Raw genomic sequence first — 22,351 nt, 5'->3', positions numbered from 1 at the left:
CATTAAACAGCATCGCTGGTTAATGACGCCATTTAGCTGAAGGCGACAGATTCACGCTGCCATCTTCTTCCAGAACTGCGTATTTGGATTGTTCAGAATTTTTAACAACCACCATAGGGGCAACAAATAAGGGGCGACGAATAAACGCCAGTTGCCACCCAAAATTTTCCAAGCTGTGCAACGCCAAGCGCTGAACCTCGTTGAGGTAATAAAAAACATCAGATGGAAGGGCGTTACGCGAACCGCGAATATCTTCTTTTGGCGTTTGCACTGCCTCGTCGAAAATAGCGTCAAAATCAGCATTAAAATTGCGGATGGGATCCAACATAGAGCCTCCTTTTCGCTAAGGTATAAACCCGAATTCAGTTTCTATATTTGGCGTTCGGACAGCTAGTGTCATCGCTGGATCAGGCTTTGTCAAAAACCGAGTTGGAATATCCACCAATCCTGAAAGAGCGCTAAATCATATCCCCTGTATTCGAGTAAAACGCACAAAATAAACGCGTTCATGAACAATGCTTTTCGTTTGTGGTATATTTTCGCGCATGCTATTAAAAACTATTTTGTTACAACGAAAAAAGTCGCACAAACACAGTGCAAGCCCCATCGGCAATGTCTTCGCTCAGTAAAAATAAACCTCAAACACGTGAGCAACATGATGAAAACAATTCTTTTCTCCCTCTTACTCCTAACACTTAGCCAAGCTTCTTTCGCAAGCAGCTCTAACAAAGACATCAACCAAGTCGAACAAAAAGTCGAAGCCCTTCGCATCGCCATGATCAATGCTGATGCAAAAAAACTAAAAGAACTTACCGCAACCGAACTTAATTACGGGCACTCCGGCGGGCATGTAGAAGATCAAGCGGCATTTATTGAAAAAATTGTTAGCGGAAAATCTGACTTTGTAACCATTGAGTTGCGCGATCAAAAAATTCAAATCACCAAGGATGTTGCCATAGTGCGTCATACCTTGTTCGCAACCACCAACAACGATGGTAAACCCGGCGAAGTGACCATAGGCGTTATGTTGATTTGGCAAAAGCAACATGGCGACTGGAAACTCTTAGCGCGCCAGGCATTTAAAGATCACTAAATATTTAACTAGGATTCAACTTAAGCATTTAACACTTAAAAGGTAGTTTATGAAATTATACGGTAGCTACACATCACCCTTTGTGCGCCACTGCCGCATCGCATTAATTGAAACCAATTGCGCATGCGAATTTATAGAAACAGATCAGGCGGCGAGCGCGACCCAATCGCCCACAAAGCGCGTACCCTTTTTGGAAGACGGCGATCTATTCCTCACAGACTCAACGGCTATTCTAAAACACCTGCGAGAAAAAGCAGGTCAGCCATTCCTAGCCAAGACTACCGAGTTAAATGACTTTTGCATTATTAACACCGCGCTTGATTCAACCGTGAACTTATTTTTTCTGCAGAGAGACGGTGTAGATTTACAAGCTCATGAATATACTCGCCGCCAAGCCGCAAGAATTGAATCCAGCCTGGCGGAACTGAACGCATTAAAACTACCGACACAAGCACCTTATAGCGATGTTCATTTGCGTTTAGCTTGCTATCTAGCGTGGGGACTTTTTAGAAACCGCATCAATATAGATGAACATGAAAACTTGCAAAATTTTTTAGCCGGCATTCAACAGTATCAGCCTTTTAAAGACACAGCGATACCAACTTAAAACGCGTGCGCTAACATTGCTGTTAGCGCGCAACTTTATTATGGAGCGCAAACTCCAAAGAGTCCGCATATTGAAAGGCAAGTAGCATAGCCGCGTCATATTCTTCTTGAGTACAACTATCCCCAGAACTGGTTAAACACGGATAAAAATATTCGACGCGATTGAGATTATTAAAATCTTTAACAGCGCAGGTCGTGGAATTCCGCAGGCAGTCATATCGCTCACTTTCACCTAGTGCGAAGGCGATTTTATGCCAAGCAAGAGATTCAATTCGACTTCCGCCATGAGTTGTGTCCTCATAGAACTTGCTCAATACAGTAGCTGCCGATTTAATTCCTCCTTGCAAGGCGCGAACATAAAATTCACGCGCCTCACCCATAGCTGCATCACGCTTTTTAACTTCAGGGTTATATGCAAAGCCTCCCTTATCATTCTTCACTCGAACCTGTTGTTGAACAACAATCTCAGCATAACGATATGCCGCAAAAGGGTCACCGGCCAGGGCTTGATCTTTCAACTCCGCGGGAGTTGCTTTTGCATAATTAAAATTCGCATTTTGCTTTGGCGTCGGCAAATAGAGCCTAGGAACATTGGCATTGTCCATTTGCCGCAAAAAGAAAGCCACTTCTGGCAATGGATCAACACGTGCGCCTGACAAACTTTGGGGACTAGATACCACGGAGGATGCAGCCATTCCCGATAAATGTTGATCCGCCGAAAGTGACGATGAAGAAACGCCATCCAAAGATGATGCGCTGATCGCAAGCTGCACCGGCGCGACCGCAACGCTTTCAATAGAGGATTCAGCGGAACGGTAAAATTTAGCAATAAAAAATGATGCACACGCCACGACCAACACAATTCCCAGTGATAATTTCAATGCACAGTTCTCCCGATGTGATTACTGCCCGTATACAATTTTTGGCCGCCGCAATTGTTTGATGCCGATCCAAAAAGTAAGAAACGTAATTAGCAAGCCCATCGCCCAGAACTTCCAAAATGCGAAGGCCGCTATAGAACCACCCAACAGAATTTCTTTAATAACTACTGCCTGACCAAGCACCGGAACCCACAACCACCAGTCATAGAAGAGCCCAGGGTTAAACATGGTGTAAAAGTTAAGCATCATTGGGACAAAAACCAAACCGGCAATTAAGGATTGTGCATCCTTAAAAGACTTGGCAAAAATCGAAAGACTCAACTGCAAGGCCACTGCAAAAAACACTACGGGCACCAGCGCCCAAAACACATTGATCAAATCGAGATAATTAACGTCTACACGCAACCCCAATTGGTTAAATGGCAAAAAACGAAATGCAATGGCAAGCAATATTAACTGCATCGACAGAATACATATTGTAAGAACAACCGACGTCAGCCATTTTCCCAAATACAAACTAAACGTTGGTATGGGTGTAATCAACAGAGATTCCAGCGATCGCCGCTCGCGCTCACCCGCTGTCATATCCGCAGAAAAGCCAACGCTGCCAATAAAAGCGGCGAGCAATAAAGTTAAAGGCACGCTCGCTAACAAATAAACACTCATTTTCTGTTCATCCGCAATATTGTCTTCACGCAACATTACGGGTGAACCAACATCGGGAGCCAAGCCACGCGCCATGAGGTTAACCGCACCGACTCGCGAGCTCCACACATAGAATTGTGAACGCACGAACCCAATGCTTGATGACAACTTTTGATTAGCGCCATCGTAAACCAACCACACAGGAGCTGATTCGCCCTTTGCACGTTTTTGCTTGGCCTCATCTGGAATAATTAATGCGAAATCCATTTTTTTATCTTTGACTTGCTGATAAGCACCAGACTCCACATTCTTTATCACTGCACCTTGTTCACGCAGCCATGCAATCAGTTCCGGTAAATTCTTCTCACCCTCAACATACACCGGAATGGAATTTACACCGGCCACTTTTTTGTCATTGGCAATATTCACCGCAAAGAAAACCAAACCAACAAAAATGGCAACAAAATAGAGCGGCGGTAAAAATGCCAGGCGTAAAGCGCGTTTATCACGCAGTGCATCGCGCAACTCTTTACGAAACACAATCAACGAAAATCTTAGGTTATCCTTAGTTAACATGGCGCCCTCCTTCGTGCAGCTGTGAAAGCTTAATAAACGCATCCTCTAAATTATGCGTTTCGGAGGTAGCAATAATATCCGCCACACTGCCATCAGCCACTATTTCACCACCCGCAATAATTAAAATACGATCACACAAACCACTCACTTCATGCATTAAATGACTGGAAAAAAGAATGCAGCGCCCCTGGTCCCGCAAGGCCAACAGCATATTACGCACAGCGCGTGTTGTGACGACATCCAAACCATTGGTCGGCTCATCCAAAAGAATATGTTGCGGTTTATGTACTATTGCCCTAGCCAGGGCCGTTTTCATTCGCTCGCCCAGCGAAAAACCATCCGCTCTGCGCTCTGCAATATTTTCCATTTTTAACAGCGCAATTAACTCTTGAATATTGTTGTCCAACTCATCTGGAGAAAGACCTTGCAGCTCGCCGAAATAGCGAATGTTTTCGCGCGCGGTCAATCGTTTATACAGACCAGCATCATCCGGCAAAACGCCAAGTCGGCGACGCGCGGCGCTTGGATTTTTTAGCACATCAATATTATCAATTGATACTCGTCCCGCCGTAGGGTTTTGCAAACCGTAAATTAATCGCAAGAGCGTAGATTTGCCCGCACCGTTTACACCGAGTAAGCCGGTAATTTCACCATCGCGAATATTGAGAGAGATATTTTTTAATGCCTGAACAACACCTGTTTTTTTATTGCCAAACTCTTTGCTGATACTTTCAATTTGAATCATTTCTGTTCCCTCAATTCGCGAGTAGCGCTGTCGTCTTGACTGGCGGTATTGGATTCCTCGTCAGTTGCGTAAGCCGATACTGGAAGATGTATAGCCAAAGGCTGAATATTTTTAACACAGCTTGCATCCATAGATTGAGCATTAGCTTTTGCAATAAACGCGGTTATTAACTGCGCCACACAACCTTCCGCCGTCACTATGTGGTGACCACCGGGCACAACAAAATGCTCTGCATTTTTTAAACGCTGTTTCACAAGCTCCCCCCAGCGCGGCGGCGTTACTGGGTCCATTGCACCAGAAAGCAAAAGAGCTGGCACATCACTAAGAATTGGTTGCCAATAATCGTCTGACATTTTCCCCAGAGGCAATTGTTCGCACACCTTCGAATATTTTTGTACCGAGTGCGCATTTAAAAACACGTTGGATTCGGCCGCGTTTTTATTTTTGTAGAGCGGATAATCTTCGTTACAGACAACCGAGTAGTGCATGCCGTAACTAACGCCAGCCAGATCACTTTTGGATTTCGCTAAATAAATAAGTGATGCGAAAAGTTCGTAGTTGCCGGACTCTGCCTCGCTAATGACACGCGGAATTAGCGACGACAGATCGCGACTGTATAGTGCCAGCCTTATCACACCGGAAAAATCTTCTGCACTTAAATTAACGACACCCTTCTCCTGTGTGCGTGGGTGCGGAATTGTAATGGCGACAGGCTTTTGTGATAGACGATCGGATACCACCTTAGCTTTTTTGACTATGTCGCCGTAGGTGTCGACACAAGCTTTAGTTTTGGCGCATTGCGTATTGAGCGCTTCCAACGCAGCGAGCCCATCCGTTTCCATTGACCAAGGTAAAGCTATATCGACTGGAGCCACGCCATCCAACACGCCTGCGCGAGCGCGAATGGGATACCGACGCATGTATTCCAATACAACGCGCGTTCCATAAGAGCCGCCCCACAAATTTATTTTTTCGTAACCCAGCTCGGCTCGCACTGCGTCCAAATCAGCTACTGCATAGGGCGTTGTGTAAAACACTGAAATATCTTTTATGGTGTTTATACATTGAGCAATAGCCTTCTGAGTAAAGGCCTCTTGCTCCGATTCCGATAATTGCTGGCTCGCTTCTGTTTCGAGTTCGCAATCCAAGGGATTGGATTTTCCGGTGCCGCGCTGATCGACAAAAACAATATCGCGATTTTTGCGTATATCGTTAAAAGCAGAATGGAGCGACTCTGCCACAACAACTGCAGATTGACCGGGCCCACCGGCAACCACAAAAAGCGGATCTCTTTCCGGAACCGGATTAACAGCCGGTAGAAGAAGAACATTAATCGGTATTTTTTTACCCTGAGGATTTTGAGGATTTTCCAGCACAGAAAAAACACCGCACTGCGCATTTTGCTCCACCACCGCTTTTCCGGTCTTGGAAAAATCTGGACAAAGACTCAACCAAGAGACGGATTTTTCCTGAGCCGCTTGATGAGTTCTATCACACGCAGTTAGGCAAGCAGTGATAAGACAGCATGCGAGCGCAAGCCTATAGACACGCATAAATCAATCTCCATATTTATTTAGATTATTGTGGAAGTCTTGCTAGTTGCTACTTAAGATTTTTTTAAGTTCTTTTATAAGTGCATCTTCTGAAATCTCCAGCTGCTTGGCAGCCATGACCAGCGCTTCTAATTGAGGTTGCAAATGGGCAAGACGGGATTCTTTTGTTTTCGTCGTTATATTCTGCTCCGCCACTTGCATAGGCTTGCCACGCTGCCGCACCAACAAACCTTCCATCTCCAACATGGAATAAGCTTTGGAGATTGTCATAGGATTCACGGCATGTTCAAGCGCCAACTCGCGCACCGAAGGCAAATCATCTCCCGCTTTTAATTGTCCGCCCGCAATCATTCTTCGCACTTGGTCGATGAGCTGGCGATAAATGGGAATGCCGGATTGTGGGTTAAGAATGAACATCAATAGTTTACCTTTACCAAATCGACGAACACCCATTGCCGCTCAGCCCATTTACGTAATGCTATGACTCCTAAAACTGACACGACGATAAAATAGTAAGCCAAATGCATGATGCTAACCTTATGTTCCGTCCAAAGAATATTGCTCGCAATCACAGGAACCACAAAAATAGCCATGAGCAAAATGTTTACCCATACGCTCCAACGTAAACTGCCTTTTGTTCTGTGATAGATAATGAATTGCACATAGAAGGCAACAACAATAACGATCAAAGAATAGATTGCTGTTATCCAAACCAAATCGCGATACACAGACCAATCCAACAGCAGAAAAGCCAGAGTCAGGTGCACAATAAAAATCGGGAAGAAAAAGGTCGCAGCGCAGAAACAAAAAGTTCGCTCCAACAACACAAAAAATCGGTCTCTTTTTCCGTCAAAAAGTAACCAAGCTTTACCTACATTCCGAAAGAAAAACTGAATCAGGCCATAGCTAAAACAAATGTACATGATGTATATATTGACTTGGCCAGCAAACACAAAAAAGTCACGAAAGCTTTTCAGGTCTGCAATCAGAAAAAATAACCCAACCAAAAAGAGAAGACCTAATAGCACACCAACCATATTCATCAGTTTGGATTTAAAACCGTCTGATCGCCCCAGCAAAATACTTCCAACAATAGTATCCGAACGAGACGGATATAATTTAAAGAACCCATCAAAACTATAAAATAGATTAGCGTTTCGCGGCCTCATAAATTCGGCTAATTGCGTATGTGACATAGCAAACATATTGGGTTGATACTTTTGTGGACGCCAGTTCATCCAGTGGCGAAAAAATGCGAGCCAGAAACTCAAATTGACAACAAGGAGTATGATCGGGTGAACATCCGCCAGGAGCTTATACATTTGGATTAGCCCCCAACCAAACATATACACCAACCCTTGCAAACGCGGATATTTTTGCCCAACAATTACGCTAACCATTAACACTGCCGATATAGAAAATAAGGCGGTGGAAAATGCACCAAAAAAGTCACGAGGCTGTGCGCGCGACGCAATTGTGGCAACAACAACACTCAAGCATATACAACAGAGTAGAAATAGAACAAAAGCGGCCTCTCGAATACCGGGTAGCAGGGCAAGCTGTTTACTGCTTCCAAGGGATAACATTTGGTAAGGCAAAGCGATTGCGTTCATAAACAAAAACAGAAACAGGCAAGCTCCGCCACCAATAAAACCAGCAGGGGTATCCCAGATTAATTTAACAGGAACGCCAATCAGTGAAATTACAATGCCGACTGCTAGTAGCCATTTCATCCAAGGTAGCGCACCCAGCATGCAGGTAAAGAGAACTCTGTAGCGATGCAGCAATGATTTATTCATCACGAGTTCAACTCCAGAAAAATATCTTCCAAAGATAAATACTCCACCGAGACCTGTGCATTTAACTCTTCTGCAATCTGCGCCTGCAGGTCTGGGCGCCATTTCTTAATGGTGACAACCGTTTCTGTTCCGGTTACTTTTTTGCGTACAATGTTTTCAATAGCCAAGCAATCTGGAAGCGATTTTTCCGATCTAATGGTGACTCTTGCAACGGATTCTTTCAGCTCGTCCAAGCCACCTTGATAAGCGAGCTCACCGTCCTGTAGCATCCAAACCTGATTCGAAATTCGCTCCATATCGTTCACAATGTGTGATGAAAAAATAATGGCACGATTCGCATCCGATGCAATTTCCACCAACTGCTGCAAAAATTGTCGACGCGCTACCGGGTCGAGGCTGGCAACAGGTTCGTCCAATACAAGAAGCTCAGGTTCATGCGCAATAGCCAATAAAATTGCAAGCTTCTGTTGTTGGCCAATCGACATTTTTCCCACAGGGACATCCATGGGAATTAACCACTCCAAAATCAATCGATCGACCAATGCTTGATTCCAACTATTGCGATAGGATTTAAATAATTCCACGTGATCTTTACCGCGCAAACCGAAAAGCAATTCACATTGTTGCGGTACAAATCCAATACGCTGCTTTATATCACCGTCAATTTGCGTGGCAGGTTTTCCCCACAGATCAACACTTCCAAATGATGGAAAGCTAAAACCAAGCACAGTTTCTAGCAGAGTTGTTTTCCCGGCACCGTTTTTACCAAGTAATGCAACCACATCACCCGCATTTACTTGGGCAGTGATTTCTTTGATGATGGTGACTTGATCTATGTTTCGTTGAAGATTTTTTATATCAAGTATTGGCGAACTCATAATTTTCCCTGGGTTTTATTTATTCTTTAGTTTGAAAAGACTTAACCGTGTAACCGGATTTTTTTAGTTGCGCTAACAACCCGTCCTCGCCAGACAAATGCAAACTCCCGACAAGAACCATTTCTATTTCTGGTGACTTAAGCATCTCTTTAATCAAAGGTAACCATTTTTGATTACGCTCTACCATTAACGATTGATACACAAGGGGCGTTTCTTTGCGCATTCTTTCACTGAAATTTTTATCCAAGCTATCCAGATCACCCGATCGCCAACTTTCAATCATCTGCTGCAAATCAGCGGGCATGGTTTCTACATCGCTGAGCGTGCTTTCAATGATTTTGTTAGGGTCTTCTTGTGCGAACTTTTGCATATAGGAAAGAACATCATCACTCGACTCGAGTTCACCGACCGCTTTGTTGTCGGTGCGCGCGAGCTTGTCGTAATAGGCGTCTACCCCGTCACCCACCCCCAACTTTTTACTTTCGGTAAGGGTAATTAAAGTGCTGACCATGGCAGGATTAAACATCATGGTTTGACTGAGCGGATATTGAGTTTTAGTTGCGTAGGCTTGCAGAGCACTCCAGCTTTCAAGGCTAAGCACATCTTTTAATGTTTTATTTTCCGGCAGAATCATGGCTTGCGCGAATCGCTGGCCGAATGCGGGGGTTTTGGCTTTTTCGATATTCGTTTCAAAGTAGATTTTCTGCGATCGCTTATAAGCTTCGTCGAACTCCGCAGGCGGTGGGAAATCTTGTGGGCGCAGTAAATGAATGGTGCCAGCCAAATAAATTTTATTTTTACCTTTGCTGATTTCATATACCGCAGATGCCGCCAACAGACTTTGGCTAATCAACAAAGAGGTCAATATAACCAGACAACGAATAACCTTGTTCATACACAATCCCTATCTATTAATTTATGTGTATTATTACACTAATACACATTTTTAACTTACGCAAGCCACTGATGATTTTTTCGGGCAAAAAAAAGCCCCGAACAAGTCGGGGCTTTTTTATTCGCTGCAGGTTTATTCTGCTGCGGTTTCAGTCGCAGGAGCTGCTTCACCAGCGGCTTCCGCGTTTGCTTCTTTGATAGAAAGCTTAATGCGGCCGCGTTGATCCACATCCAAGCATTTCACTTTCACCACTTGGCCTTCTTTCAAATAATCGCTCACGTTAGCTACGCGCTCGTCGGCGATTTGAGAGATGTGTACCAAGCCATCTTTACCTGGGAGGAAGTTTACGAACGCGCCGAAATCTACGATACGCACAACAGTGCCTTCGTAGATTGCGCCGATTTCTGCTTCAGCAACAATGCCTTGTACGCGGTAAATCGCTGCGTTCAATGCTTCGGTGTTGTCTGCGTAAATCTTCACGGTACCGTCATCGTCGATGTCGATTGAAGAACCGGTTTCTTCGGTGATTGCACGAATAGTCGCGCCGCCTTTACCGATAATGTCACGGATCTTGTCTGGATGAATTTTGATGGTTTCAAAGCGTGGAGCGTTTTCACTGATGGTTGAACGCGCCGTTGAAATAACTTTGTTCATTTCGCCGAGGATGTGCAAACGCGCAGCAAGAGCTTGCTCAAGTGCGATTTCCATAATCTCTTCGGTGATACCTTCAATTTTGATATCCATTTGCAGTGCAGTTACACCGCTGGTGGTACCGGCTACTTTGAAGTCCATGTCGCCGAGGTGGTCTTCGTCGCCGAGAATATCGGTCAAGACTGCAAAACCTTCTGGCTCTTTCACCAAGCCCATTGCGATACCGGCAACAGGTGCTTTCAGTGGAACACCAGCGTCCATCAGCGCCAATGAAGAACCACACACAGACGCCATTGAGCTTGAACCGTTAGATTCAGTAATTTCGCTCACAACACGCAAGGTGTATGGGAAGCTTTCTTCGCTTGGAAGAACGGCTGCAACACCGCGACGCGCTAAACGGCCGTGACCGATTTCGCGACGACCCGTTGCACCCATACGACCGCACTCACCTACAGAGAAAGGTGGGAAGTTGTAGTGCAACAGGAATGAATCTTTTTTGGTGCCTTCAAGGAAGTCGATGATTTGCGCATCGCGCGCGTTACCCAAAGTCGCAACAACCAAGGCTTGAGTTTCACCGCGGGTAAACAATGCAGAACCGTGCGCTTTACCCAACACGCCAACTTCAACTTGAATTGGACGAACAGTTTTGTTGTCGCGGCCATCGATACGTGGTTGACCCGCAACGATGTTTGCACGCACTAAACGGTATTCCAACATACCGAAAGCGCCTTTCACTTCGTCTTCGCTAAAACCAGTCGCTTCGGTCGCCAATTCAGCGGTCGCTTGCGCCAACAATTCACCCAAACGATCATAGCGCTTGGCTTTGTCGGTGATGCGGTAAGCCATGCTGATGGAATCAGCAAAACCTTTTACCAAAGCTTCTTTCAAAGCAACATTTTCAGCTGGAGGCTGCCAATCCCAACGCGGCTTGCCCGCATCGCGAGCCAATTCCGCACAGGCTTGTACAACGGCTTGCATCTCTTGGTGAGCGTAAAGAACCGCGCCCAACATGGTGTCTTCTGGCAATTCTTTCGCTTCAGATTCAACCATCAATACGGCGTCTTTGGTACCTGCAACCACCATGTCCAACTCAGAGGTTTCGAGTTGCTTGTAGCTTGGGTTGAGGATGTAACCATCTTGTGCGGTGTAACCAACACGAGCAGCGCCAACTGGGCCATTGAATGGAATACCAGAAATTGCCAATGCAGCAGAAGTACCGATCATGGCAGCTATATCTGGATCGTATTGTTTATCAGTCGATACAACAGTACATACCACTTGCACTTCGTTCAGGAAGCCTTCTGGAAACAGCGGACGAATTGGACGGTCGATCAAACGAGAGGTCAAGGTTTCTTTTTCGGAAGGACGGCCTTCACGCTTCAAATAACCACCGGGAATACGGCCGGCAGCGTAGCTTTTTTCTTGGTAATGAACAGACAGTGGGAAGAAGTCTTGGCCTGGTGATGCCTTTTTTGCACCTACAACAGTACAAAGCACAGATACTTCGCCCATGGTTACTAATACTGCACCGGTTGCTTGACGAGCAATGCGGCCAGTTTCTAAGGTTACGGTTTGGTTGCCGTATTGGAATTTCTTAATAATCGGATTCACTCTTTTATCCTTTGGTTGCGTTTAAACATTTTCTCACGAAGGGGTGCTAGGCATTGCGGCGTTAAATTTTTTTGATGAATGCTCATTTACTCTATGTAAACTCGGCAAGTGCTCCTGCTTTGCTCTACCACCTACATCCATGCAGGCGTGCGTTCCTCAAAAAAATTTGCCTTGCACTGCCGTCGCTGTGCCACTCTTCGGCACTCGATATTTTTCGTGCAAAACATTTGTTGATTTTTTTAACGCGCCTATAAATTTTTCAGTTCAAGTTTTCAATAAATTCGCATCCTGCCATTGCGCCTTACCTACTCTTTTGGCGCACAACTCCATCATTTTTACGATCTCAAAAAACAAGAATGCCCGCCGAGGCGGGCATGGATCAAATTAACGGCGCAGACCCAGTTTTTGAATCAGTGCACTGTAACGTGATGAGTCTTTACCTTTGAGGTAATCCAACAGTTTACGACGCGCATTTACCATGCGAATCAAACCACGACGTGAGTGGTGGTCAGCTTTGTGGTCAGCGAAGTGGCCTTGAAGCTTGTTGATGTTTACGGTCAACAAAGCAACTTGAACTTCAGGTGAACCAGTGTCGCCTTCAGCTTGTTGGTACTCTTTTACAATTGCAGCTTTTTCAGAAGCACTCAGTGCCATGATTTTTTCCTCAGTTAATATGCGATTCAATTACAGCCCGCCCGTGCATATTTACAGGTGGGTTGTCGCGGTGATTATCCGACTCTTGATAAAGAGGATAAGGATTTCACCGCAGGCTTATTATCAATCGGCAATGCCTAATCGATAAACTCTTAGCTTACTGCTCGTTTGTCGAGCGGTTAGCGATAATTCGTTTTGGCGCGACGCGACCATCGTCCGTCAGCTCGCCTAACCCCAGAAACTGCTGGCTTGAGCCCAAGGTTTCTGTGCAAAAGACGCGCACCATATCACCTTGTTGCCCAACGCGATAGACCTGCGAATCCATAACCGGATTCCCAAGGCGGAAGTAATGCGCACTGCTTTCCGGAAGCACTATCTCGGGTAAGCTTGCCACTGGCGCGTCAGCCCGTAAAAGATGCTTATCCAGCGCCTCATAACCACCCCGCTCAAAGTCTTGCTCAAGCGCTTCCAGGGTGATGCACTGGCCTTCAACAAACAACCCTGCCGCCGAGCGGTGCAAGGTTTTCACATGCGCCCCGCAGCCGAGCGCAAAACCTAAATCTTCAGCGATGGAGCGAATGTAAGTACCTTTGCTGCAACGTACGTCCACATCGACTTCAGCGCGTTCGCCGGGGCGAAAATCCAAAATCTCAATCGCATAGACCGTCACTGGGCGAGGTTGACGTTCGATTTCAATACCGTCGCGCGCCAGCTTATAAAGCGGCTGGCCTTGGTGCTTCAATGCCGAGAACATAGACGGCACTTGCAATATATCGCCCGTCAGCGGAACCAGTGCCTGTTTAACCGCCTCAAGCGTTACACCCGCTGCCGATGCTTCTGTCACCACCTCACCGTCCGCATCGCTGGTATTGGTACGTTGGCCGAGCAAAAAGGTGCTGCGGTAGCGCTTATCTGCATCCAACAAAAACTGCGAAAACTTGGTCGCTTCGCCAAAGCACAGGGGCAAAACGCCTGTTGCCAGTGGGTCGAGCGCGCCCGTATGCCCCGCTTTTTCGACAAAAAATAACCGTTTTGCGCGCTGGAGTGCATGGTTTGAGGTCATGCCTTCCGGCTTCATCAACAATAAAACACCGTCCACCGGACGGCCTTTTCGACGCGCCATTAAGACTTCTCGCTTTCAGAATCTGCGCCATCATCGTCGTGAACGTGGGTCGCATCTTCTTTGATGGCGCGGTCAATCAGGAAGGAAAGTTCCTGCCCGCGAATGGCCGTTTTGTCGTAAATAAACTGCAACTTGGGCACGGTGCGCATAATCAACTCTTTGGCGATAAAGGTGCGCAAAAAGCCGCTGGCTTTATTCAATACAGACGCCGCCGTCAGGCTTTCTTCTTCATTTTTGCCCACGAAGGTCACATAGACTTTGGCGTAAGCCATATCGCGGGTAACCGTGACTGCGTTGATGTTAACCATCCCAATGCGCGGGTCGCGCACTTCCTGCGCAATCACTTGCGCAAGAATACGTTGGATGGCGTCGGACACGCGGTCTGAACGGGTGAATTCTCTTGGCATTAGCCGTAAACCTCTAAAAATAACAAAGCCCCGAACGCGATTAAACGCCGGGGCGCGGGGTTTTGCGCAAGCGATTAGAGCTTACGCGCTACCTCTTTCACTTCGTACACTTCGATCTGATCGCCGACTTTAACGTCGTAGTTCTTCACACCGATACCACATTCCATACCGTTACGAACTTCGTTAACGTCGTCCTTAAAGCGACGGAGAGACTCCAATTCGCCTTGGAAGATCACCACGTTGTCGCGCAATACGCGGATAGGTTTGCTGCGGTACACGGTACCTTCGATAACCATACAGCCAGCAACTTGACCAAACTTGGGCGAGGTGAAAACTTCACGTACGTTGGCGATACCCACGATGGTCTCGATACGCTCTGGATCAAGCATACCGCTCAAGGCTGCTTTCACTTCGTCCAGCAATTGGTAAATGATGCTGTAGTAACGAATGTCTACGCCTTCAACTTCGGCCATACGGCGAGTTGCTGCGTCAGCACGTACGTTGAAGCCCACGATAATCGCACCCGTTGTGAGGGCGAGGTTCACGTCGTTCTCAGTAATTCCACCAATGCCGGAAGACACTACGTTCACTTGAACTTCGTCGTTGCCGATGTCTGCCAAGGATGATTGGATGGCTTCCAGAGAACCACGTACGTCGGCTTTAACAACCACAGTAAGGGTTTTCTTCTGGCCTGCGTCCATCCCCGCAAACATGTTTTCCAACTTAGCAGCGGTGTGGCGTTTGAGCTTCTCTTGACGCTCTTTCTCCGCACGGAACTGCGCAACTTCACGCGCCTTACGCTCGTCAGTCAAGACCACGAAATCATCACCGGCGCTTGGCGCCGTATCCAAACCGAGCACTTCTACCGGAGTAGATGGACCCGCCTCTTTTACGGATTGACCGCGTTCGTCGGTCATCAGACGTACACGACCATAGCTTTGGCCTGCGAGGATTAAATCGCCTTGGTTCAATGTACCTTGCTGTACCAACAAGGTCGCTACAGTACCGCGGCCTTTGTCCAAGCGAGATTCGATGATCACACCTTTCGCCGCAGCGTGAACCACAGCGGTCAATTCCAATACTTCTGCTTGCAGGGAGATAGCTTCCAGCAATTCGTCGATACCCTGGCCAGTGTGCGCAGACACTTCAATAAACTGGGTATCACCACCGTAGCTTTCAGGGATAACACCTTTCACCACCAGCTCGCTCTTAACACGCTCTGGGTCAGCGCTTGGCTTATCGATTTTGTTGATAGCCACAACGATGGGCACACCAGCGGCGCGGGCGTGCAGAATGGCTTCTTCGGTTTGCGGCATTACGCCGTCATCCGCAGCTACCACCAAAATAACGATGTCAGTTGCCTTGGCACCACGAGCACGCATAGCGGTAAACGCGGCGTGACCGGGGGTATCGAGGAAGGTGATTTCGCCACGGCTGGTTTGCACGCGGTAAGCACCAATGTGCTGAGTAATACCACCGGCTTCGCCCGCCGCCACTTTGGCTTCGCGGATGTAATCGAGCAACGAGGTCTTACCATGGTCAACGTGACCCATTACGGTTACCACTGGCGCACGCTGTACGGTATCACCTTCAGTTTCAAGGGATTTTTCCAGCGCGTGCTCGATGGCATCGGCGTGAACCAAGTTAGCCTGGTGGCCCATTTCTTCAACCAAAAGTACTGCTGTATCTTGGTCGATAGTTTCATTCATTGAAGCCATTACGCCCATTTTCATCAGGCGCTTGATCACTTCACCCACTTTCACAGTAAGGCGAGAAGCAAGTTCAGACACCACGATCACTTCAGGCACATCAACAACGTGCACGATTTGCGTAGTAGGCTTTTTGAAGGCGTGTTTGTTAGTCTTTTTGTGATGCGCGCGCAGATGGCTGCGGCGAGCTAATACATCACTATCTTCGTTCTCATCGGCTGCAATTTCCAGCAATTCAACTTTGCTGGTTTTCTTGGGCACAGCGCCTTTTTTGGCTGCTTTGCCGCCGGGACCGCGCTTGCCGCGTGCATCCATACCGTCATCAGCGTCGTCTTCATGACGATGATGCTTTTTATGGCCGTGACCGTGGTTAACTTTAATGTCATCCAAAGACGCAACCAAAACCGGTGGTTTGGTTGGCTTGCCTGCTGGACGAGCAGCGTCTTTCGCTGCGGGCTTAGCTTCCGGGCGAGCGCTGTCTGGGCGTTTAGCGGTTTGCTGGCGCTTGGCTTCTTCACGTGCCTTGGCTTCAGCTGCGCGCTGCGCTTCTTCTTGCTGGCGACGCTCAATAGCTGCGCGACGTTTTTCTTCAACGCCATCGGTAAAGGAAATACGGTGTGACGCGGCTGGAGCAGCTTCTGTAGGTTCAGCAGCTGCAACAGGTGCTTCAACCTCTTCAACAACCGGCTCTGGAGCAACTTCAACCACAGGCTCTGGAATCGCTTCAACTACAGGCTCAGGAGCAACAACTTCTTCGTGTTGCGCAACAACTTCATCCGCCTGAACTTCTTCGTCTTCGCGCTTCACGTAGGTTCTTTTCTTACGAACTTCTACGTTAACGGTTTTGCGCGCAGCACCCGTACCGGTTTTGATGGTGGTGGTGGTTTTACGCTGTAAGGTAATTTTGCGTGGTTCAGCCGTGGATTCGCCGTGGCTGGTTTTCAAATAAGCAAGCAAGCGCTGCTTTTCGTCGTCCGATACGCGCGCGTCAGGTGATTTTTGGCTCAAACCTGCTTCTTGCATTTGTTTTAGCAATCGTTCTACCGGTGCACCGACCGATTTGGCGAGTTCGCTAACTGTTACTTCTGCCATTGTATTTCCTCAAGGAGATAATTCTTGAAGCTCTGCTGTCATTTCATCAGCGAGCTTCTATGCTCAAAAATGGGAGCCGGGCTTGCATTAGGCAAACCATGGCTCGCGAGCTTTCATAATCAGTGCCGCAGCGCGGGTTGCGTCAACACCTTCAATGCCTGCCAAGTCGTCTACCGATTGCTCAGCAAGGTCTTCCATGGTGATAATGCCGCGCGCCGCAAGGCTAATCGCTAAGGCTTGATCCATGCCTTCCATATTGAGCAAATCTTCTGCCGGTGCTACACCTTCCAAACGCTCTTCTGACGCCAAGGCTTGGGTCAACAGGGCATCTTTAGCACGCGCACGCAATTCTTCGGCGATGTCTTCATCGAAACCTTCGATAGCCAACATCTCCTCCAGCGGAACATAAGCAACCTCTTCCAGCGTGGTGAAACCTTCTTCCACCAACACCGCGGCTACGTCTTCATCCACATCCAAGGCATTCATGAAAATTTGGATGAAGCTGCCAGATTCAGCTTGTTGCTTAGCCTGCCAATCCGCAACGCTCATAACGTTGATGTTCCAGCCCGTCAAATCGCACGCAAGGCGAACGTTTTGACCACCGCGACCAATCGCCATCGCCAGGTTGTCTTCGTTAACCGCCAAGTCCATTGAGCCGGCATCTTCATCAACAACGATGGATTCAATTTCAGCGGGCGACATGGCGTTAATTACGAATTGCGCTGGGTTATCGTCCCACAGCACTATATCAACACGCTCGTTACCCAGTTCGTTCGATACCGCTTGTACACGCGAACCGCGCATGCCCACGCAAGCACCAACGGGGTCGATACGGCCGTCATTCGTTTTTACTGCAATTTTCGCGCGCAAACCGGGGTCACGAGCAGCGCCTTTAATTTCGATAATATCTTCGGCGATTTCAGGCACTTCAATTTTGAACAACTCAACCAGCATTTTGGGATGAGAGCGACTCAAAAATAATTGAGGGCCACGGTTCTCGGTGCGCACTTCCAACAAGAGCGCGCGAATGCGATCGCCCATGCGGAAAATTTCACGGCCGATTAATTGATCGCGCGGTAACAAACCTTCAGCGTTATTACCGAGGTCAACAATAATGCTGTCGCGTGTCACTTTTTTAACAGTGCCGCTAATCAGTTCGCCCATGCGATCGCGGTATTCGTCAACCATTTGCGCGCGCTCAGCTTCGCGAACTTTTTGCACGATAACTTGCTTGGCAGTTTGCGCAGCAATACGACCGAAATCAGCGTTTTCAATTTTTTCGCGATAGACGTCGCCCACTTTGATGTCGGCATCTTTTTCACGCGCTTCGTCGAGGTACAACTGAGTACCCAACTCGGCCATAACATCATCAGCAACAACTTCCCAGGTGCGGAAAGTTTCATAATCACCATTGTGACGATTGATATTAACTTCGATTACCGAGTCTTCATCAAAACGTTTTTTGGTCGCCATTGCCAAAGCGCTTTCAATCGCTTGGAAAATTAATTCTTTATCAACACCTTTCTCGTTAGACACCGCATCAGCGACTAATAAAATCTCTTTTGCCATTATTTACCTCTGCTAACTCCTGAAGCTAATCGCGCACGATTAGGTAACGGGTGACTGAAAATACGCACAACATTTATTGGAATCGTGCGTCCGTTTTTTACAATTTCTTTGATGCGTTACTTGTCTTTAGCGCCATCAATTTTTGAAATAATTTCATCGTAACGTGGAACTATATTGGCCTTGTCGATGGCATCCACCGGCAACACAATGTCTTTGCCTTCCACGTTAATAACAACATCATCGCCTTCTACTTTTACAATATCGCCTTTGAAGCGACGGCGACCGTCACGCGCCATACGCAGGCGTACATTCACGGTTTCGCCCACATAACGTGCATAGTGCGCTGGTGTGTACAGAGGACGATCCATACCCGGTGACGACACTTCGAGCGTGTATTCACCATCGATAGGATCTTCCACGTCTAACACTGAACTCACCTGACGACTAACTTTTTCACACTCTTCCAAAGACACGCCCGCAGGTGCATCAATAAACAGACGCAGTGTGGTGTAACGCCCTTGGGTTAAATATTCCAATCCCCAAAGTTCACAACCCAACGAAGCCACAATCGGCTCAATCATGTTGTGCAAAATTTCTTGCTTTGATGCCATGCCTTAAAACCTTCCCTTTCGGGATATGAAAACGAGAAAAACAACATCCGGAAAACAAAAATGGGCACAAGGCCCATTCGAACGATACTGCATTGATGGTTGCAATTGGTTTGATCTGCAACACGTCGAGGGCAAAAAACCTGCACAAACGACACATACAAAAAAACCCCATAAAGGGGCTTTTTATAACTGACCGGCTACGTTGGCTGGATCAGTGAATCTGTTAGTGGAAACTCAAATGGAGCCTCACACTGCTCTGCAGAAAACCTTTATGAAAGCGTCTACAGATTAAGAATTTGGTTGCGGGGGCAGGATTTGAACCTACGACCTTCGGGTTATGAGCCCGACGAGCTACCAAGCTGCTCCACCCCGCGTCCGTAACTCGGTTTTACTTACGCCTAACCGAGGTCGCGCAGTATAGGGATCTACCCCTGAGAGGTCAAGTAAAACTTTACAGCTCAATCACTTAGTTTACGTGGGCGACAATAGCAGCGGCTGGTGACAAATAGATTACTCGCTTAGCCTACACGTTACCGTTAATGAAATTTCCAACGCTAGGTGTACTTTTCACCGCACCGATTTCCACCAAACGACGGCTAATGTCGAAGGTAGTTTGGGCGCTTCTAGCCAGAATAGCGGCACGCTCCTGATTACTGCGATCTAACTCGGCGCGCTGACGATCTTCCTCTTTGCGGATTTCTTTGCGCAGTTCATCTTCCTGCTCAGCCTGCTTTTTAGCTTCAGCTTTGCGGGCATTGGCCTCGTCTTCCGCGGTTTGCGCTACCTGTTGCAACTCAGACGCACCTTTCGCCGCGATTTCAGCACGCGCTTCATTTTCGAGACTTGCTGCTTGCGCCGCAACACGGCGATCTTGAGGTGAAGGCTCCGCCGGTGCACTAGCCGCAGCGCGAATAACCTGCGCTTTGCGAAGCGTCGCTTCCGGGTCATTTGGAACGGGGGATGTATCTATAGAAACTTCGCCACCAACAGCGTAGTTAACACCATCAGGGCCGCGCTCAAAAGAATAAGTTGGCGAGCCCGCGTACTGGCCACCAACAGCCGCATGAGCTTGTTCATGTGCGCGAACTTCACGGTCACGCGTTGCCAATTCAGCAAGTATCTTTTGCTCTCGTTCTTGCTGCTTTTGCTCTTGTTCAGACTGTTCTTTGGGCGGTTTGCCGGATACGCGGTCGCGTTCCGCATCTTGATTCAACGAGTATTCCGGGCTGCGGCGATTTTGACTGGCAGCCGTATCCGCTGATTGCTCAAGCGCTTTAAAACTTGAGCTTTTGAGTTCAGTTGATTCCTGTCCAACAGGCTGGCGACCAATAGGCGCATAGGGCGCTAGGCTGCTGACACTGGAGGAAATTGAACTGATCACTGAAATCACCTTACCTTAATCAATCACTTATGCTGTGGCTTTCAGCAAAGTGCCTATGGTTTCGTCGGCTGACTTCACGATCTTGGCAGATGCATCAAACACCTGGGTTTGGGCTTTGATGTTTACCAAGGATTCGGTGATGTCATTTTTGGCCGGGTTCTCACGCTCCGTGGTACCCGCCTCCACGATTTGCTGGGCAGACTTGGATATCTCCGCTTGGCTGCGCTGCATACCAATCAGACCTTGAGTTACCGCAGAACCGCTCGTTACTGAACCTACGTCCATTACTCTGCCCTCGCAAAATAGATAGAAAGACTTCTCACGACTTTATTCTACGCGCTGAAGCGATTAAAAAACAGGCGAAGCTTGCCGCTAAGTGCAGTGTTTTAAGACAAGTTTGGATTAAGAACGCGAGAAATATAACCAGCAAAACTTATCGCTCGTATTTGAACAAGCCTTGCTCGGATTGCCATTGGGAAATGTACCGCGCCTGTTCGAAAACACCCTGCGCCGTCAAACGGTTGGCAACGGGCAATCCTGCCGCACGCAATGCCTTGCCACTCCAGGTGTTGCAGTTGCTGAATAAGCTGTAATGATCTTTGGATTGGAAAAAGGAACCCATGGCATCGCCATAAGCGGTGAGACGAATGGGTTTGCCACTGGTGTCGAGCGCGATTGAATTACCCAAATAGGCAACCAATGCGCTCATTCCCTCTTTGGTGATAGCGAGTGGAACCCGTGTTTCCGCAGGAATTTCTGCAAAAGGCTCGTAATCGTAAGTGAGCAACTGCACAGCCGAATAACCCGACGCAACCAAGGCTTTAGCAGCGGTGGATGTAGATTTACTTTTGCCCGTGAAATAATCGCCGTCGCCCCAACCAATTCGCGCATAACGCTGACCTTTGAGATCATCCGCCAATTGCGGGTTTTGGGCGGCGAGTAGTTTTGCATCCAACAACACACTCGTGTGCCAACCACGGTAAATAAAATAAATAGTGTGTTTGGTATTGGCGACCGGAATGGACTTTGTGGGCGGCATGCTGGCGCAGCCACACAAAATTAAGCCCGGCAAAAATACGAACCATAAGCGAAGCAGTAATTTCATCGTTGTTTAATTAAATCGTTATTGGATAATTCGTCACTGAATTAAATGATCGAGCGCCGCTTGCTCAAAACACTTGGCAACTTGCTCTGGCGATGGCTCCGCTAAAAACGGCACCACACCCAAACAGGGAACCGGAAGACGCACTTTTAAGCTCTCGATATTTTCCTGCAACACAGGCATATCCGCATCTACACAATTGGCAACCCAGCCCGCAACCGCAAGACCGTCACGCACAACCGCTTCAAAGGTTAATAACGCATGATTGATGCAACCCAAGCGAACACCCACAACAATAATCACTGGCAGATCCAAATTTTTTGCTAAATCCGCCAAGGTTTCGCGCGCATTCAAAGGAACCCGCCAACCGCCGGCACCTTCAACCAAAGTGAAGTTGGCTGAGGATAATACGCCGCGACAAAAACCCGATAACCGATCGACCGATAAACTGCGTTTTTCTTGTTGCGCGGCGATATGCGGCGCTATGGCAGCTTCTAGCGCGTAGGGATTAATTTGATCGTAATGCAGAGATTGGGTCATCACCGATTGCAACAAGAGCGCGTCGCTGTTGCGCAAACCCTCGTTGGTTTTTTCACAGCCAGCCGCAACAGGTTTTAGTGCGGCTGTCGTTAAACCTTGTTGTTTTGCGGCCACCAGCAAACCCGCCGCAATTAAAGTTTTACCGACGTTTGTATCGGTGCCTGTGATAAAAAATGCTTTTTTTGTCATTGCTTTTTCTGCGTCTTGCTCGTATTCGTAAAAGTGTTCTG

22 protein-coding genes and 1 tRNA gene are annotated in these 22,351 nt (G+C 47.6%); 2 read left to right on the top strand and 21 right to left on the bottom strand.

The features are described from left to right. Positions 1-19: 19 nt before the first annotated feature. A complete protein-coding gene (locus U1F02_RS11565; protein WP_409990548.1) occupies positions 20-328 on the bottom strand; it encodes a hypothetical protein in 309 nt (102 codons plus the stop codon). A 327-nt stretch (positions 329-655) separates the two neighbouring features. On the opposite strand from U1F02_RS11565, the gene U1F02_RS11560 reads away from it, so the two are divergent. Both U1F02_RS11560 and U1F02_RS11555 read left to right on the top strand, forming a co-directional pair. Next, the gene (locus U1F02_RS11560; RefSeq protein ID WP_409990547.1) at positions 656-1,093 is read left to right on the top strand and encodes a nuclear transport factor 2 family protein; all 438 of its coding nucleotides are present in this window, start codon (positions 656-658) and stop codon (positions 1,091-1,093) included. A 49-nt stretch (positions 1,094-1,142) separates the two neighbouring features. Beyond that, entirely contained in the window at positions 1,143-1,700 is a 558-nt protein-coding gene (locus U1F02_RS11555; protein ID WP_409990546.1) for a glutathione S-transferase family protein, read from the top strand. 22 nt (positions 1,701-1,722) lie between these two features. Here the strand turns inward: U1F02_RS11555 and U1F02_RS11550 are convergent, their stop codons facing one another. From U1F02_RS11550 to bioD, 20 genes are all read right to left on the bottom strand, one after another. Continuing rightward, positions 1,723-2,580: a hypothetical protein gene (locus U1F02_RS11550; protein ID WP_409990545.1), complete on the bottom strand. Its 858-nt coding sequence runs from the start codon at positions 2,578-2,580 to the stop codon at positions 1,723-1,725. A 21-nt stretch (positions 2,581-2,601) separates the two neighbouring features. Next, positions 2,602-3,801: an ABC transporter permease gene (locus tag U1F02_RS11545; RefSeq protein ID WP_409990544.1), complete on the bottom strand. Its 1,200-nt coding sequence runs from the start codon at positions 3,799-3,801 to the stop codon at positions 2,602-2,604. Next, a complete protein-coding gene (locus U1F02_RS11540) occupies positions 3,791-4,546 on the bottom strand; it encodes an ATP-binding cassette domain-containing protein (RefSeq protein WP_409990543.1) in 756 nt (251 codons plus the stop codon). The genes U1F02_RS11545 and U1F02_RS11540 overlap by 11 nt, the downstream gene beginning before the upstream one ends. Next, complete coding sequence (locus tag U1F02_RS11535) at positions 4,543-6,099, bottom strand: alpha/beta fold hydrolase (RefSeq protein ID WP_409990542.1); 1,557 nt, start codon at positions 6,097-6,099, stop codon at positions 4,543-4,545. The genes U1F02_RS11540 and U1F02_RS11535 overlap by 4 nt, the downstream gene beginning before the upstream one ends. A 42-nt stretch (positions 6,100-6,141) precedes the next feature. Further along, positions 6,142-6,516 carry a GntR family transcriptional regulator gene (locus tag U1F02_RS11530; protein ID WP_409990541.1) on the bottom strand — a complete coding sequence of 125 codons (375 nt, stop codon included), beginning with the start codon at positions 6,514-6,516 and terminating at the stop codon, positions 6,142-6,144. Further along, positions 6,516-7,901 (bottom strand): hypothetical protein, encoded by a 1,386-nt coding sequence (locus tag U1F02_RS11525; RefSeq protein WP_409990540.1) that lies wholly within the window; start codon positions 7,899-7,901, stop codon positions 6,516-6,518. The genes U1F02_RS11530 and U1F02_RS11525 overlap by 1 nt, the downstream gene beginning before the upstream one ends. Further along, entirely contained in the window at positions 7,898-8,776 is an 879-nt protein-coding gene (locus tag U1F02_RS11520) for an ATP-binding cassette domain-containing protein (RefSeq protein WP_409990539.1), read from the bottom strand. Before U1F02_RS11520 ends, U1F02_RS11525 begins: the two co-directional genes overlap by 4 nt. A 19-nt stretch (positions 8,777-8,795) precedes the next feature. Beyond that, positions 8,796-9,671: a TraB/GumN family protein gene (locus U1F02_RS11515; RefSeq protein WP_409990538.1), complete on the bottom strand. Its 876-nt coding sequence runs from the start codon at positions 9,669-9,671 to the stop codon at positions 8,796-8,798. A 132-nt stretch (positions 9,672-9,803) separates the two neighbouring features. Beyond that, a complete protein-coding gene (gene pnp / locus U1F02_RS11510; RefSeq protein ID WP_409990537.1) occupies positions 9,804-11,933 on the bottom strand; it encodes a polyribonucleotide nucleotidyltransferase in 2,130 nt (709 codons plus the stop codon). A gap of 384 nt (positions 11,934-12,317) precedes the next feature. Beyond that, positions 12,318-12,587: a 30S ribosomal protein S15 gene (rpsO, locus tag U1F02_RS11505; protein ID WP_409990536.1), complete on the bottom strand. Its 270-nt coding sequence runs from the start codon at positions 12,585-12,587 to the stop codon at positions 12,318-12,320. Between the two features lie 157 nt (positions 12,588-12,744). Next, a complete protein-coding gene (gene truB / locus U1F02_RS11500; RefSeq protein WP_409990535.1) occupies positions 12,745-13,710 on the bottom strand; it encodes a tRNA pseudouridine(55) synthase TruB in 966 nt (321 codons plus the stop codon). Further along, a complete protein-coding gene (gene rbfA, locus U1F02_RS11495) occupies positions 13,710-14,117 on the bottom strand; it encodes a 30S ribosome-binding factor RbfA (RefSeq protein ID WP_409990534.1) in 408 nt (135 codons plus the stop codon). Before rbfA ends, truB begins: the two co-directional genes overlap by 1 nt. Positions 14,118-14,191: 74 nt before the next feature. After that, entirely contained in the window at positions 14,192-16,918 is a 2,727-nt protein-coding gene (gene infB, locus U1F02_RS11490) for a translation initiation factor IF-2 (protein WP_409990533.1), read from the bottom strand. 87 nt (positions 16,919-17,005) lie between these two features. Then, positions 17,006-18,487, bottom strand: a complete 1,482-nt coding sequence (gene nusA, locus U1F02_RS11485; RefSeq protein ID WP_409990532.1) for a transcription termination factor NusA — start codon at positions 18,485-18,487, stop codon at positions 17,006-17,008. A gap of 116 nt (positions 18,488-18,603) precedes the next feature. Then, positions 18,604-19,098, bottom strand: a complete 495-nt coding sequence (rimP, locus tag U1F02_RS11480; protein ID WP_409990531.1) for a ribosome maturation factor RimP — start codon at positions 19,096-19,098, stop codon at positions 18,604-18,606. 297 nt (positions 19,099-19,395) lie between these two features. Beyond that, positions 19,396-19,472 (bottom strand) — tRNA-Met (locus tag U1F02_RS11475). A gap of 149 nt (positions 19,473-19,621) precedes the next feature. Beyond that, positions 19,622-20,479, bottom strand: coding sequence for a putative metalloprotease CJM1_0395 family protein (locus U1F02_RS11470; protein WP_409990530.1), 858 nt, complete (start codon positions 20,477-20,479; stop codon positions 19,622-19,624). 27 nt (positions 20,480-20,506) lie between these two features. Beyond that, entirely contained in the window at positions 20,507-20,764 is a 258-nt protein-coding gene (locus U1F02_RS11465) for a hypothetical protein (RefSeq protein ID WP_409990529.1), read from the bottom strand. A gap of 148 nt (positions 20,765-20,912) precedes the next feature. Beyond that, positions 20,913-21,584, bottom strand: a complete 672-nt coding sequence (locus U1F02_RS11460; RefSeq protein ID WP_409990528.1) for a DUF2459 domain-containing protein — start codon at positions 21,582-21,584, stop codon at positions 20,913-20,915. A gap of 33 nt (positions 21,585-21,617) precedes the next feature. Then, positions 21,618-22,310 carry a dethiobiotin synthase gene (bioD, locus tag U1F02_RS11455; protein ID WP_409990527.1) on the bottom strand — a complete coding sequence of 231 codons (693 nt, stop codon included), beginning with the start codon at positions 22,308-22,310 and terminating at the stop codon, positions 21,618-21,620. Positions 22,311-22,351: the final 41 nt, after the last annotated feature.

Source organism: Cellvibrio sp., from assembly GCF_046347455.1.
In the GTDB taxonomy this organism is placed as follows: domain Bacteria; phylum Pseudomonadota; class Gammaproteobacteria; order Pseudomonadales; family Cellvibrionaceae; genus Cellvibrio.
Note: the sequence above shows the minus strand (reverse complement) of the source record. Positions and strands in the feature narration are given on the sequence as shown.